The organism is Nostoc sp. NMS8, from assembly GCF_017115045.1.
GTDB lineage: Bacteria > Cyanobacteriota > Cyanobacteriia > Cyanobacteriales > Nostocaceae > Nostoc.
Genome location: NZ_JABXKK010000105.1, coordinates 120867 through 135064, shown reverse-complemented (window position 1 = coordinate 135064; position 14198 = coordinate 120867). Strand labels below are relative to the sequence as shown.

13 protein-coding genes, 1 tRNA gene and 1 pseudogene are annotated in these 14198 nt (G+C 40.0%); 8 read left to right on the top strand and 7 right to left on the bottom strand.

What is annotated here, in order from left to right:
- On the top strand, nucleotides 1-358 hold a 358-nt coding region (locus HWQ39_RS27995; protein ID WP_292852630.1), incomplete at its 5' end, for a response regulator transcription factor.
- 159 nt (nucleotides 359-517) lie between these two features.
- Here the strand turns inward: HWQ39_RS27995 and HWQ39_RS27990 are convergent.
- On the bottom strand, nucleotides 518-676 hold the full coding sequence (locus HWQ39_RS27990; RefSeq protein ID WP_292852627.1) for a hypothetical protein: 159 nt from the start codon (nucleotides 674-676) through the stop codon (nucleotides 518-520).
- Between the two features lie 485 nt (nucleotides 677-1161).
- Nucleotides 1162-1344 (bottom strand): CsbD family protein, encoded by a 183-nt coding sequence (locus HWQ39_RS27985; RefSeq protein WP_292852624.1) that lies wholly within the window; start codon nucleotides 1342-1344, stop codon nucleotides 1162-1164.
- Between the two features lie 450 nt (nucleotides 1345-1794).
- Here HWQ39_RS27985 and glgX point away from each other — a divergent pair, with 450 nt between their 5' ends.
- Nucleotides 1795-3921, top strand: a complete 2127-nt coding sequence (glgX, locus tag HWQ39_RS27980; protein WP_292852621.1) for a glycogen debranching protein GlgX — start codon at nucleotides 1795-1797, stop codon at nucleotides 3919-3921.
- 69 nt (nucleotides 3922-3990) lie between these two features.
- Here glgX and HWQ39_RS27975 read toward each other — a convergent pair whose 3' ends face one another.
- Nucleotides 3991-4545, bottom strand: coding sequence for a hypothetical protein (locus tag HWQ39_RS27975; RefSeq protein WP_292852618.1), 555 nt, complete (start codon nucleotides 4543-4545; stop codon nucleotides 3991-3993).
- Nucleotides 4546-4557: 12 nt separating this feature from the next.
- The gene (locus HWQ39_RS27970) at nucleotides 4558-5634 is read right to left on the bottom strand and encodes a hypothetical protein (protein ID WP_292852615.1); all 1077 of its coding nucleotides are present in this window, start codon (nucleotides 5632-5634) and stop codon (nucleotides 4558-4560) included.
- Nucleotides 5635-6026: 392 nt separating this feature from the next.
- On the opposite strand from HWQ39_RS27970, the pseudogene HWQ39_RS27965 reads away from it, so the two are divergent.
- Nucleotides 6027-6515: pseudogene (locus HWQ39_RS27965) on the top strand (Uma2 family endonuclease); the annotation flags it as partial.
- A gap of 1010 nt (nucleotides 6516-7525) precedes the next feature.
- Here the strand turns inward: HWQ39_RS27965 and HWQ39_RS27960 are convergent.
- Both HWQ39_RS27960 and HWQ39_RS27955 read right to left on the bottom strand, forming a co-directional pair.
- Nucleotides 7526-7598 (bottom strand) — tRNA-Arg (locus tag HWQ39_RS27960).
- Between the two features lie 58 nt (nucleotides 7599-7656).
- A complete protein-coding gene (locus HWQ39_RS27955; RefSeq protein WP_292852649.1) occupies nucleotides 7657-8859 on the bottom strand; it encodes a murein hydrolase activator EnvC in 1203 nt (400 codons plus the stop codon).
- Between the two features lie 151 nt (nucleotides 8860-9010).
- Here HWQ39_RS27955 and HWQ39_RS27950 point away from each other — a divergent pair, with 151 nt between their 5' ends.
- Nucleotides 9011-9214, top strand: coding sequence for a hypothetical protein (locus tag HWQ39_RS27950; protein ID WP_292852612.1), 204 nt, complete (start codon nucleotides 9011-9013; stop codon nucleotides 9212-9214).
- 209 nt (nucleotides 9215-9423) lie between these two features.
- Nucleotides 9424-10065 (top strand): ferritin-like domain-containing protein, encoded by a 642-nt coding sequence (locus HWQ39_RS27945; protein WP_292852610.1) that lies wholly within the window; start codon nucleotides 9424-9426, stop codon nucleotides 10063-10065.
- Between the two features lie 67 nt (nucleotides 10066-10132).
- On the opposite strand, the gene trmFO is transcribed toward HWQ39_RS27945, so the two are convergent.
- Nucleotides 10133-11449: an FADH(2)-oxidizing methylenetetrahydrofolate--tRNA-(uracil(54)-C(5))-methyltransferase TrmFO gene (gene trmFO / locus HWQ39_RS27940; protein ID WP_292852646.1), complete on the bottom strand. Its 1317-nt coding sequence runs from the start codon at nucleotides 11447-11449 to the stop codon at nucleotides 10133-10135.
- A gap of 147 nt (nucleotides 11450-11596) precedes the next feature.
- On the opposite strand from trmFO, the gene HWQ39_RS27935 reads away from it, so the two are divergent.
- From HWQ39_RS27935 to HWQ39_RS27925, 3 genes are all read left to right on the top strand, one after another.
- Complete coding sequence (locus tag HWQ39_RS27935; RefSeq protein ID WP_292852607.1) at nucleotides 11597-12103, top strand: hypothetical protein; 507 nt, start codon at nucleotides 11597-11599, stop codon at nucleotides 12101-12103.
- 227 nt (nucleotides 12104-12330) lie between these two features.
- On the top strand, nucleotides 12331-12654 hold the full coding sequence (locus tag HWQ39_RS27930) for a DUF6464 family protein (RefSeq protein WP_292852604.1): 324 nt from the start codon (nucleotides 12331-12333) through the stop codon (nucleotides 12652-12654).
- Nucleotides 12655-12932: 278 nt separating this feature from the next.
- Nucleotides 12933-14198, top strand: coding sequence for an ABC transporter substrate-binding protein (locus HWQ39_RS27925; protein WP_292852601.1), 1266 nt, complete (start codon nucleotides 12933-12935; stop codon nucleotides 14196-14198).

Genomic DNA, 14198 nt, shown 5'->3' with positions numbered 1-14198 from the left:
ATCAAAAGCTGTAACCCTTATTCTGCATACCTTAGAGCTTTTCTTAGTGCCATTCGATTCTAAACCCAGTGAACTACGAAGCGCGATTCGCACTGTTCACGCCGGTCAGCAATATATTCCACTCCATGTTGGCGCTAAATTAGTGCAGCGCATGAACAATCCAGAATTGACCGATCGCGAATTGGAAGTCCTGCAATTAGTCGCTCAAGGCATGAGCAATTTAGAAATTAGTGTTGCCTTAACAATTACTGAAAACACCGTCAAATCGTTTGTCAACCGAATTTTAAGTAAGTTGGGGGCTAAAGACCGCACCCAAGCAACCATTATTGCCCTAAAACGAGGGCTTACCACCCCATAAGCTTACTACCATTAACTTACAGCGCTTCCGGTTATTATACAATACAGTTTTTCTCCTCGCCCTCTCCTATCAAAGCTTTTAAATTTGAGAATGTACCTCATAGCTGCCGTAAGTGCTGTAAGTTGCTAGCCTTGCTGCTGTCCATCGACCAAATTCCTATCAAGACTTTGCTGGTTCTTTTTCAATTACCTCTAATAACATCTCTTCATATTCTTTAGTAACTTTACCAAAGCTTCCTTTCCTTCTTCCATCTAAAAAACTTTCTAGATTATCTATATCTCCATGTACTGCCCAATACGCTACTGATTGGATATGCAATATTTAAAAACTTACTAATTTCTTGATAAGTTTTTCCATTATTCATCAACAATAAAATCAGAATCTTTTCTCTTATGTAGGGATTTTCATGCTCTTTTAGTGTTTTTAGTAGCCGTTCCTTCTGCTCTTAGGAAAGATAATTTTTTGCTGGCATAGGTGGCTGATACTAGATTAAGTAATTAATCTAGTATTATACAATCAAGCTGCGTAACAGCTTATGTCACAGTTTTAGGTATTTAGAATATTGTGATAATATTTTGTTAAATTGACAAATAACTAGTTAATGTACAACGTAATAGGGGCAAAGCATTGCTGTGCCCTTACGACAGATGTGGTTCAAATACATCAAAACTGCTGTAATGAACCGTATTGAATTGAATATCTTATTTCGCTTTTATTTTCATATATCTTATTGGGTTACGCTTTGCTTCACCCAACCTACAATTTTTCACAAAGCCAGACGTATTGACACTGCACTAGCTAAATTATTCTACAATTTTCTTAACTTCATCCTTAATGTTTTCTACAGTGTGAGAAACTTGGGCTTCAGCTTGCTTTGCTTGTCCTTCAGCTTTGTCTTGTGGATTACCAGTTATTTCACCCACAACCTCTTGAATTTTTCCTTCAATATTTTTTGCAGTAGCTTCTATTCTTTTTTCGATACTCATGGTTTTTATCTTCAGCTTGTAGTTGATTCAGCTATTACATAAACTAACAACAAGATATTTTTTTTACATCCCCCAATCGGTGGAATAGTTTGGTAAATTAACTTAACCTAAGATAGATGTGGAATAGCGTATTGGCACACAATTGTAAAATATGAATGTATCGTACATGACATTTATATTAATTTTCAATCTCCACGGGGGTTAGTCCTGCCGAAGCGATCGCAATTTCTACAACTACCCTACGCTGTGCGATCGCTTGAAATCTGGATTTTTTCTGACTTAAGGAATAAAAATTTATATTGCTAATGATAGAGCAGATAACACTATTTATCAGTTAGATTTAAATGTTAGTGATTTTAACGAATTATTAGTAACTTTCAATTTTAACTAATTATTCAAAAAAGTCGAAATCAATTATTTACCGGAAAACAAATCATTCAAGATTTACTTATGTATGTAACTTTATGGCCAGGTAAAGTATATCCTTTAGGTGCAACTTGGGATGGTAAAGGAACAAACTTTGCTTTATTTTCGGAAAATGCAACAGGGGTAGAACTTTGTTTATTTGATAATGATGACGAAGAAATTCGCTTACCTCTGACAGAAAAAAACAATTTTGTTTGGCATGGTTATTTACCAGGAATTGGGCCAGGTCAAAAGTATGGGTTTAGAGTGCATGGGATGTGGGCACCGGAAGTAGGTCATCGATTTAATCCCAACAAACTATTGATTGACCCCTACGCTAAAGCAATTGACGGTGAGTTTAGTAACGATCCATCTGTCTTTGGCTACTCTCTAGACGCTGAGGAAAAAGACCTAGTTTTTTCTGAACTAGATAATGCCAAAATAATGCCCAAGTGTATTGTTGTCGATCAATCTTTTGATTGGGAAGGCGATCAACTTCTTGCGACACCTTGGCATACAACAGTTATTTATGAAACTCACGTCAAAGGTTTTACAAAACTACATCCAGGTATTCCAGAAGAGTTGCGCGGCACTTATGCCGGGTTAGCGCATCCGGCTGCAATTCAACACTTACTGCAATTGGGAATTACAGCAGTTGAATTGATGCCAGTACATCATTTTCTATCTCATCCAGGGCATTTAGAAGACAAAGGATTAAAGAATTACTGGGGCTACGATTCCATCAACTATTTTGCACCCTATTCTAGTTACAGTGCTAATGGTACTGGGGGACAACAAGTCGCTGAATTCAAGCAAATGGTCAAGGCACTACATTTTGCGGGAATTGAAGTTATTTTAGATGTAGTCTACAACCATACAGGCGAAGGAAATCATTTCGGGCCAACGCTATCTTTGCGAGGTATTGATAATTCTGTATATTACCGTTTGATAAAGGACGATCCTCGCTACTACATGGATTTTACAGGCTGCGGTAACTCTCTGAATGTGCGTCATGCTCAAGTTCTGAAGTTAATCATGGATAGCCTGCGCTATTGGGTAATAGAAATGCATGTAGATGGCTTCCGTTTTGATTTAGCCTCGGCGCTGGCACGGGAATTATATGAAGTAGATAATCTATCAGCTTTCTTTGATATTATTCATCAAGACCCAATCTTGGCAGATGTGAAGCTAATTGCTGAACCTTGGGATTTAGGAGAAGGCGGCTATCAAGTCGGGAACTTTCCACTACGTTGGTCTGAGTGGAATGGTAGATATCGGGATACAGTCAGAGATTTTTGGCGTGGTGTAGATGATAGTTTAGGACAATTTGCTTACTGTTTTACTGGTAGCCCTGACCTATATCAAACCAATGGACGTAACCCAAATGCAAGTATTAATTTCATAACTGCTCATGATGGTTTCACGTTAAATGATTTGGTCAGCTACAACGAAAAACATAACGAGGCAAACGGGGAAGATAGTAGAGATGGCGAAAGCCATAATAGATCCTGGAATTGTGGTGTAGAAGGCGAAACCGACGATCCAGAAGTAATGCGTTTGCGCGAACGACAACGACGAAACTTTTTAGCAACTCTAATGCTATCTCAAGGTGTCCCAATGCTATTAGAGGGAGATGAAATTGGCTGTAGTCAAAAGGGAAATAATAATGTCTATTGCCAAGATAATGAGATTTCCTGGCGGCATTGGGATTTACATAAAGCGAACTCGGATTTACTAGACTTTACACGCGAACTAATTAATTTTCGTAATCAGCATCCAGTATTTCGACGACGTAAGTGGTTTCAAGGTCGCCCCATTCACGGTTTAGGCATTAATGATATTGCCTGGTTTAATTCTGATGGCAGTGAAATGACTGAGAAGCAGTGGCTAGTTAGTTATGCCAAAGTAATGGAGATTTTTTTGAATGGGCAGGGAATTGCTACTCCAGGGGATCGTGGTGAGCGGATTATTGATGAAAGTTTTCTGTTGTTTTTTAACGCTCATTACGAGTTAATTGATTTTGCTTTGCCCAATGAATTTAAAGAAAAAGTATGGGAAATAGTAATTGACACTAATGAACCTCGCTTTTTAGATCGGGGAAAATTAGTTTCAGGCTCTCAAACTTTACCAGTTACGGATCGTTCTCTGATGGTGTTACGCCTGATAGGTTAGCAATAAGAGGAGAAAAATATATTTAACCATATAGAAAAATATATTTTTCTATATGGTTGCTATAATGCTTCAACGATTTTTACTCGTAACTCTAATTAGAAAACGCAGAGCTTCATTTACTGCTTCCGAATTGGGAAACATTTCTGCAACATCAGATTCTAAAAAAACCGTCAATTTTTCAATATTCTTAAAATTATATTCACCATTTATCATATTAGTTTCTGCCAAGCCCTGATTTAATTGAGGTTCATTCTGTATTCTAGTTGTTTGGTAAGATGTAGCATTTAATTTATTAACTAGTGATTCCCAACTACTAACTTTCAGATTAAAGTGAGCCTTTGCATTCCGTAATGTTTTAAACTGTTGCTTCAGAATATCAACAGTATAAATATGCTTTTGATTTACCTGTTTCTCTGCATTTAGGTCTGACTCAACCATATCAACTACTTCATGAATAAGTCGGTCATGATTTTCGGCAATTTGAGCAGCAGCCCCTAAAATCCGAGAAGTTGCTTGTATCTGTACATCAGTCTCTTGTTTAAGGCGATCGGCAATATTGCGAATTTGATCTCCCAGCCTCGCTTTACCTTGTTTTTGGGTGGTTGGTAGTGATTTATTGCTCATGAATACGCTTGTTTATTCAGAAAGGATATCTTTAATTGCTAGCCAGATGCGTTTAAACTTTTGTACTAAACCTATAGGATTGTTAGTTGTTTCTTCTTCCACCGAATCGACTAGAGATTGAATCCGATCCATACGCTCTGCTACAAGGTAAAGACTATTTACTGCTTCATCCTTACTTGCTAAAGAGTCACGCAATAGCACAACCATCTGGGCAATTTCTCGTTTTAGCTTTTCATTCTCGGCTTTCCGGCGCGTTTCCCATCCCTTAATACTAGCTTTGGAACGACGCTCATGTTTGAGTTCTGCTTTAGCCTCATTGTATAAAGTCAAATACATTTCTCGTTCAGAGTTGGCTGCATCATATTTGGTAAGAAATTCAGTTGCTCTTGCTTTTTCTTCGTTGTAGAGACAGAGTGTTTGTTGATGACTACTTTGTTGTTCATCAATATAGAAGCGATAATTTTGAGTGACTTGTTCTTTTAGTTCATTAGCTTCGAGTTGGCAAGTTTGAATCTCCCGTTGGTGAACATGAACTAGCTGGGATATTTTTGCTTTTTCTTCGTTGTAAAGACAGAGCGTTTTTTGATGATTTTCTTGCTCATCAAGATAGAAGAGATAATTTTGAGTGAATCGCTCTTTTAGCTCATTAGCTTCGAGTTGGCAAGTTTGGATCTCTCGTTGGTGAACATGAACTAGCTGGGATATTTTTGCTTTTTCTTTGTTGTAAAGGTAGAGCGTTTTTTGATGATTTTCTTGCTCATCAATATAGAAGCGATAATTTTGAGTGACTCGCTCTTTTAGCTCATTAGCTTCGAGTTTTCGCTCATTAGCCTCGATCTGATAAGTTTGAATTTCTTGCTGAACATGAACCAGTTGTGATGTAGCTTCTTTTGCACGTTGTTCTGCTTCATCGCGTTGAGATGCAGCCTCCTCATTTTCTTTCGCAAGTTTTCGCGCCTCCTCAAGATTGGCGCGAACAGTCATCAATGAAAGTTTAAGCTCATGATAAGAAACTGGTTCTTTCTGTTGTGAGCGAGGATTATTAACAGCGTTGGTATAATTAGAATCTTTGCGATCTGCTCTTTTCATTGTGATAATTTAAGTTACTATGTGAGCATCTTTTACATTTAAGTATAAATATTGAGTTTAGCCGAGATGAACTAATCGAAGTGTGATCTCGGTTCTACTGGTAATATGATCTGATTCTGGGTTGAGATATCTTTTAGTTTGCCAAGACGCTCAAATTCCCAGACGTGTGATCTTCAAGGGCTAGGAATATTGTGCTTTATAAGAAAGCTAGGCTCCAAAAGACAAAAAGTAATAAGCCTCAAAGCCTCTTTCTTTTTAAAATAAAAGTCAGGTGTGATGACTTCAGAAAAATCACGCACTGTATCAAAGTCATCTCCATTTCGTCCGTAAGCACAACCCTCGGTTAAAGTACGCTCTATAATCATTAGCATTAAGACGAATGGCAATAATTTATGATTCAAGCCTTACGCAAAGTAGTTACCTTCAATGAATTCGTTGCTAAATATCCTGACAACACAGGGAAACGTTATGAATTGCATGATGGAGTAATAGTCGAAATGTCCCAACCAACAGGCGACCATGAAGAGGTAGTTGGATTTTTAGCCTTTGAAATTACTAGAGAGTGTATTCGTTTGAATCTCCCTTACTTCATACCTAAAACAGTATTAGTAAAACCTCTTGAAAGTGAATCGGCTTACTCACCAGATGTATTGATATTAAATCGCCCTAATTTGGTAAACGAACCTCTGTGGAAAAAAGAATCTACTGTAAGCCAAGCAGAATCAATACCCTTAGTAGTTGAGGTAGTGAGTAGCAACTGGCGTGATGATTATTTAAAAAAAGCTGCTGATTACGAAGCTGTAGGTATACCAGAATACTGGATTGTAGACTATGCGGCTTTAGGTGGTAGGCGATTTATTGGCAACCCCAAACAACCAACTAGACATCTCCAAAATAGTAATATTCTGTGGTAAAAGAACATCAAATAGCTTTTTTGACACAGAAACATGAGCGACATACTGAATCATCTTGAACAAAATCCTAAAAAGTATGCTGAGGTAATTTTGACAATTTGTGGAGTAGTAAGATTACGAATTGGGGCACTTGTATTACCAGTAGAAACATACGCGAGCACAGGAGTTGAAAATGAATGCACATAACCACGTTGTTTTGTCTAATTATTAACAACAAACATCTCAAACCTCTATTCTATCGTCGAAACTAGCTGGATTCAGAAACTGTCGAGCGCACGCTATAAGCTAGTCACAGAGATACTTAGGCAGTTTTCGGAGATGTCTAATCAACTTGAGCAATGATACCTTTAGGCTCTAGTTGTCTGTTTATTATAGTTGCAATAGCTTTTGGATTGCCTTGTTTAGCAAGTTGTAGTATATTATGTTCTAGTTGCGACATAAACACCTATTTTTTAACTGAGATTTTGCCTTACATCTTATTTTTCCCAGTTGCAGTCGTTAAATAACGCATGGAAAGTAGAAATTAGATATTTTCTAACAGTTATGTCTTCTTATTAATTAGGAGTCCCGTTTCCTTTGGATTCCCTAGCAAGCATAAAAAGTTGGATGAAAATATACTGAACTATGTAAAGTATGCAACTTTTTACACACTAAAGTACATACCTGTAGATATAGGTGATAGCACTCTAACGCAGAGACAGCGCCACTATAAAATCAACCTGACGCACAAAATTTTAAAAAAGTCAAGTTTGGTATAAATTATATTAAAAATTTTCTAGCAAGTTCTTAGGAATTATCAGAGACAGGTTTTATAAATGAGTTGTAACTAAAAATTATATTAATAAGTCTGACATATAATTTTTCTGTATTCCAGCTATCCGTTGCAATTCTGTCTCATAGGGTAGATTAGTTTTATCCCGTGAGAGAAAACTGAGAGGAAATGACCTCTCGATTTTGTGGTTAGTCTGTAAAGGTAACGAGCGCGGAGGGATTTGAACCCCCGACCCACAGAACCGGAATCTGTTGCTCTATCCACTGAGCTACGCGCCCTCATTATTTCCAATAATAGCACGTCTGTGATCAAGTTTGCGGTCGAATTGGTAATGACTTAAAGATAATCAGTGGGGTTGACTGGTGTACCATTGCGACGCACTTCAAAGTGGAGGTGGGGGCCAGTTGAGAAACCCGTGGAACCAACAGCACCGATCGCTTGTCCACGTTCAACTGCTTGTCCTTCGGTGACATACAACTCGCTGGTATGACCGTAGAGTGTCGTCAGACCATTGCCGTGGTCGATAATTACTGCTCTGCCATAGCCACCATACCACCCAGCAAAAATTACTTTTCCTGAATCGGCTGCCCGAATTTTACTGCCATAACTGGCGGCAAAGTCTAAGCCGGCGTGAAAGCGACGATAGCCAAGAATAGGGTGTATCCGCCAGCCAAAGGGACTGCTAGTAGAAGCATCGCTGGGATATGTCATGACACCAGTTCCCCGGATGATATTTGTACGGCTGTTGGTTTTTGTTTGGGCTTCTTCTGAGGATCTGGCTTCTGCTACCTTTTGTTGAATCAAGACTTCGAGATTTTTCGATTCCCTTTCTAGCTGATTTTGTGCCGCTTCCAAGGCCAGACGATCGCTATTTAGGCGTTGAATCAATTCTGATTGCGATTGCGCCTGAGTTTGATAATCGGCTTTTTGTGCCAGCAGTTGCTCACGAATCAAGGCAATTTCATTTTTTTGCTGTTCTACTTCCGTTTTCTGTTTATCGATCAGCTTTGCTTGGGTGTTGAGTTTTAGCAAAATTTTCTGGTCTGCCTGATAGACTAACTTCAACTGATGACGACGGCTGAAAAAGTCGCTGATATTTTCACTTTCAAGCAAAACTGCCCATCCAAAAGAAGCAGGCGATCGCTGGAGATAACGCAATCGTGCTACTGTTGCTACTTGACGCTCCTGATATGAACGTTCCGCCACATCTAAATCAGCCTCTAACTTCTGGAGACGTTGGGCGGCGAGTTGTAATCGTGATTCGCTCTCTTGAATGTAGCTATCTGTAGTTTGCACATTTTGATTTAAGCCAGTGAGGTTTTTTTGAGCCTCTCGTTGGAGATTTGTTAAGCGATCGCGATCTTGAACCACACTCTGATGCTGCTGATTCATCTGTTGTTGCTGTTGTCGCAAATTATCAATAGACCCTGTGGATGTTGCGTAGGCTGGAATTAATGCCAAACAAATCCACATAATGCAGCAAAATGCAATCGAGAAACAGCAATAAATCTGCTTTTTTTCTAGAAATCGCGCTCTCATAGTGCGAAGCCCCACCACAACTATGCTTTCAAACACTATGAGGATTATTCCCAAAATCTGATTCACCCACTCCAACGCATTATTAAATTGGTCTGCCAAGTTGTAACACAAGGATTCCAGCTATGTCAGTATTGAGCAGATATATTAGCAGGTGGTATATCTGAATGCACGGATAGCAATTCTCTTAATCACTTTGCTGTGTCCAGGTTTAGCGGTGGTGGGAGTATCCTTGTATTGGTTTAATCTCGATTATGCAGCACCGATCAAAGCTGAAAGATATGTAGAAAACCTGGTAGAGGTGGGAAAACATAGTTTGATTTATTCTTGCCCTCTTACTGATCCAAATGTAGTGTAATTGCTGACACCATTGCCACCAAAATGAGTTAAAAATGAGCAGTCATTGGCCTGGAAAGTGAACATCTAGTCAAGACACATTAGAACTATTCATTGGGAAAAATTATTGTTTTCCCAAGGAAGTACTTGCAGGGCTATTTGTGCCCTGGGTATGCCCTCATTTTCATCTCCGCATCGTAAAACCGTGATTTCTTCAGGAGACACTAACTCATGGACTCTCAAAATCCTTTAAGCAAAAAATCCTCCCGCCGTGGGGTAATAGTGAGTGGAGCAGTTAGTGGTATAGCGACTGCGTTAGGTTTGCCGCTGATTGCCCAGAAGGCTGATGCTCTAACAACTGCTGGGCGAAACGATATAAAAATTCTGAATAATGCTCTTTATTACGAACACCAGGCAATTTGGGCTTATGGTGCTGCTGCTGGCAAACTAACTACTACTGAGGTTGGTAAAGCTGTTTTAGCTTTGGCACTCCGCAACCAAGCGGATCATAAAAACCATCGAGATGCTTTAACAGCTACGATCAAGAGTTTGGGAGGAACTCCAGTAAAAACAGGGTCTAGTTATGATGTTTCATCTTACATCAAAAGGGGTGAGGGGAACTTGGATAGTGATGTGAATATTGCCAAGTTGGCTTTAGCTCTAGAGATAGATGCTGCGATCGCTTATAGCCAAGAAATTGCTAAGTTGAAAACTCCAAAATTGATTACTATCGGGGCGAGTATCGGCTCTACTGAGTCTGCTCATGCTGCTGCTATTCGTGCCACTTTCAAAGCCCTCGGAGTGGATATCGAAATTGTACCGGCGCCTTTTGTTAGCTCTGAGAATCGTCAAGCTTGGGTGCTGAAAGTATAGATGGGGAGTGGGGAGATGAGGGAGATAAGTTAATAACCAATGCCCCATGCCCCATGCCCCATGCCCATTAATTACGATTAACTTTCCAGTTTGCCAAATCAGCTAAAGAGCGATCGCGGTAACGTCCATAACGCTCTGGTTTACTTTTGATTTTCATTCCTAAATCGGGAAAAATCCCAAAGTTGGGCGGCATTGGTTGGAAATGCTTGGGCGAAGCGGAACTAATAAATTCCAATAACGCACCCATCATTGTTGTTGGTGGTAAAACTAAAGCTTCTTTACCCAAAGCTAACCGCGCTGCATTAATTCCCGCCAAGCAGCCACCCGCAGCCGCAGCCGTGTAGCCTTCAGTACCAATCAACTGTCCAGCCGCTAATAATGTCGGACGCACTTTAAATTGCAAGGTAGGATGCATTAGCTGGGGAGCATTAATAAAAGTGTTGCGGTGCATCACTCCCAGCCTCACAAACTCTGCCTTTTCCAAACTGGGAATTAACTGAAATATTCGCTTTTGCTCGCCCCAACGTAGGTTAGTTTGAAATCCTACCATATTCCACAGTTGACCGGCTTTATCTTCTTGTCGCAACTGCACCACAGCATAAGGACGTTCCCCTGTGCGAGTATCTGACAATCCCACTGGCTTTAGGGGGCCGTAACGCATGGTATCTTCCCCCCGATGTGCTAATTCTTCTATGGGTAAACAGGCTTCAAAAAATTTCGCTGTTTCCCGTTCAAAACCCTTGAGTTCTATTTGTTCAGCTTTACAGAGTTCTTCCTTAAAATGTAAGTACTGCTCTTTATCCATTGGGCAGTTGAGATAAGCGGCTTCGCCTTTGTCATAACGTGATGCCATAAAAGCAATTTCACGGTTAATCGATTCTCCAACTATAATTGGACTCGCTGCATCAAAAAAGCTCAGGTATTCCATACCCGTAAAGCGGAGCAAATCTTCTGCTAAGTCGGGACTAGTTAAAGGCCCGGTTGCTAAAACCACAATTCCTTCGGGAATCGCAGACACTTCACCTCGACGGAATTCAATTAAAGGATGATGTGCTAAAGTTTCAGTCAAGTCTTGGCCAAATTGTCCTCGATCTACAGCTAGCGCTCCACCAGCCGGGACGGCGTGTTCATCAGCCTTGGAAATGACGATAGAACCTAGTTGGCGTAACTCTTCGTGCAATAATCCTGCTGCGCGATCGCTTGCCATTGCCCCAAAGGAATTACTACACACTAGTTCTGCTAAATGTTCTGTATGATGAGCAGCACTAAATCGCTTTGGACGCATTTCATGCAGAATTACTGGTACTCCAGCTTGAGCTATTTGCCACGCTGCTTCTGTTCCAGCTAGTCCACCTCCAATTACTTGTATCGGCTGTTTTTCCATAGTTAAATTTTTAATTCCCATATATATAAGTATCCATCAGCATCACAGAAATGAAGAGTGGTGAGTGTGGCAAAAAATTTAGTACATTTGTACTAAATTGCTGCTACAATGCCTTACAAGTCAGCTAGCCTTACTTGAGGTAGTAGTATGAAAAAAATTCAAACCACGGACAAAAAGCCCATTTTAGTGAAAGTTTCACTGTTGCAGCCGACATCTGTAACTACTGCTATAGTGCCACTGCAACCCCAAGAGGAAAAAGTCATCAGTGAACGGGAGCGTTTAATCACGCAAGTCGAACGCATTAATCAGATGGCAGCGGAGTTAGAAGCAGCGATATTGGAGTTGAAAGCGATCGCTAACACACTAAATACTCAAAAACGTTACCCAGCAGTAATTCAGGACGCATACAAAAATATTTGTCAGTATTTCGCAGTTAGCGTCCCTTGGGTGAAACGAAAGCCGGATGAATCATTTGTTTTGACAACGCGAAGAGTTGATTTATTCCGAGCCGAAAGGGAAGCCGCACTCTTAGCACAGCAACTGCGTCAGCAAACCAAAAAAAGATTAGCATCTCAGCGACACAGAAAAAACAAGAGTGGCGCTAAAGCTAATACCAAATGCTTGTTCAAAAAGGTATTAGTTAACAAATCTTAAAATTATCGATATTCAACGGCATTCCACCCTTGAGGTTGTAGCAGTTATGCTGATTGAAGTGGTGGAAAGAACTTCTTTTTCAAAATTTCTTGACACCACAATGCCATTGCTAATTGCAACCATAGTTGGTAGCAAAAAGGCAAAGCTGCCCTAATATTTGCACTTCCGTAAAACTAGAGTGCAACATAAGGGAAAATCAATCAGCGCACAGAAGAGGTAAAAAGAAGGTGTTAAAGACACTTTTAGTGATTGCCGTTGGTTTTTTACCGTCCCTGTTTTCCCTGTGGATGATCCGCAAAACCCAGCGATCGCGCTTACGGATGAGACAAGCAGCGATGAATTTTCCAGTGGTGCAGGGACGGCAAAATTTGAGATCGGTTGCAGGCGATCGCTATTATTTAGAAGGAGTGGGTTATCTAATTGGCGATATCAGCTGCAAGTTTAATGCTCGATCTGGCTACATTCGCTGTGCAATCAATCCCGATGGCCCATGTAACGGTTGCCGTCACTACGAACCAAAGGAATTAGCTGGTAGTGAAAAAAAGACTTAAAATTTCTGACTGAATACTCAACAAGCTAAAATTACCTGGTTAACGCAGACGCTCTAACCCGGAGATTTTTTCAGCGACTTCATAGCAATAGAAGGGAGGAATGATAAAATCATTACTAATTATAATAATTTGTATTTACAAACACTTTGAATATTTCTCTTTGCATGGTGAAATAAGAATGATTTAATAGAATTCGTGCAAAAGTGTAAATCTGCGTCACTTGGTTTGCAGATTAGGAGCTTTTTACGAATATCTCATAACTACATGATTATTCAACGATGAACAACGCGATTGCTCGGACAACAGCATTATTATCAACTTGCGCTTTACTACTAACAGGCTGTGGTGGTGGTGGTGGCAATACCCCTGTGACAAGTTCTCCAACTAATAGTTCAAGTACCCCAAGTAACACTGCAACTGATACCACAGCGACAACGGGTACAGTGTCAGGAGCTATTCCCATCGGTATTGCTGTTGCACAAACTAGCAATGTAGCATTACTAGGACAAGAGGAAGTTGCTGGAGCCAAACTTGCCGAGAAGTATTTCAATAGCAAAGGTGGGGTTAATGGCACACCAATTAAATTAGTGTTTCAAGATACTAGCGGTGATGAAGCTGGGGCAATTAACGCTTTTCAAACTCTCATTAACAAAGATAAAGTTATCGGTATTGTAGGCCCAACTTTATCACAGCAAGCCTTTAGTGCCGACCCCATTGCCGAACGTGCAAAAGTACCAATTATTGGCCCATCAAATACTGCTAAAGGCATTCCCGAAATTGGTGATTACGTTGCTCGTGTTTCCGCACCAGTTTCCGTTGTCGCCCCTAATTCGGTGAAAGCTGCACTTAAGCAAAATCCTCAACTGAAAAAAGTCGCAGTTTTCTTTGCTCAAAATGATGCGTTTAGCAAGTCAGAAACGGAAATTTTTCAACAAACAGTTAAGGATCAAGGGCTGGAAGTGATAACAGTCCAAAAGTTCCAAACCAGTGATACAGATTTTCAAAGTCAAGCTACCAATGCCATTAATCTCAAACCAGATTTGATCATTATTTCTGGATTGGCTGCTGATGGTGGTAATTTAGTCCGACAATTGCGAGAACTTGGTTATAAAGGCTTAATTGTCGGTGGAAATGGTTTAAATACATCGAATTTATTGCCAGTTTGTAAAGCCCTTTGTGATGGTGTATTGATTGCTCAAGCTTATAGTCCAGAACATCCAGGTGAAGTTAACGCGGCATTTCGTAAAGCCTATACTGACGAATACAAAAAAGAACCACCCCAATTTAGCGCTCAAGCTTTCACAGCAGTACAGGTTTATGTTGAAGCACTCCAAGCTTTAGATAAAAAGAGCAAAGTCAACAAATTACAGCTACCAGAATTGCGGACAGAATTAAACAAACAGATACTTGCCGGAACATACAATACACCTCTGGGTGAAATTGGTTTTACTCCCATAGGTGAAGTTGTACAAAAAGATTTCTATGTTGCCCAAATAAAGATGGAAAAAGACGGGAGCAAAGGTAAATTTACATTTCTAAAATAA

Excerpts from the sequence above, each read along its gene's own strand:
- HWQ39_RS27985 (WP_292852624.1), bottom strand. The coding sequence starts at position 1,344 with ATGAGTATCGAAAAAAGAATAGAAGCTACTGCAAAAAATATTGAAGGA.
- glgX (WP_292852621.1), top strand. The coding sequence starts at position 1,795 with ATGTATGTAACTTTATGGCCAGGTAAAGTATATCCTTTAGGTGCAACT.
- HWQ39_RS27975 (WP_292852618.1), bottom strand. The coding sequence starts at position 4,545 with ATGAGCAATAAATCACTACCAACCACCCAAAAACAAGGTAAAGCGAGG.
- HWQ39_RS27970 (WP_292852615.1), bottom strand. The coding sequence starts at position 5,634 with ATGAAAAGAGCAGATCGCAAAGATTCTAATTATACCAACGCTGTTAAT.
- HWQ39_RS27955 (WP_292852649.1), bottom strand. The coding sequence starts at position 8,859 with ATGAGAGCGCGATTTCTAGAAAAAAAGCAGATTTATTGCTGTTTCTCG.
- HWQ39_RS27945 (WP_292852610.1), top strand. The coding sequence starts at position 9,424 with ATGGACTCTCAAAATCCTTTAAGCAAAAAATCCTCCCGCCGTGGGGTA.
- trmFO (WP_292852646.1), bottom strand. The coding sequence starts at position 11,449 with ATGGAAAAACAGCCGATACAAGTAATTGGAGGTGGACTAGCTGGAACA.
- HWQ39_RS27935 (WP_292852607.1), top strand. The coding sequence starts at position 11,597 with ATGAAAAAAATTCAAACCACGGACAAAAAGCCCATTTTAGTGAAAGTT.
- HWQ39_RS27925 (WP_292852601.1), top strand. The coding sequence starts at position 12,933 with ATGAACAACGCGATTGCTCGGACAACAGCATTATTATCAACTTGCGCT.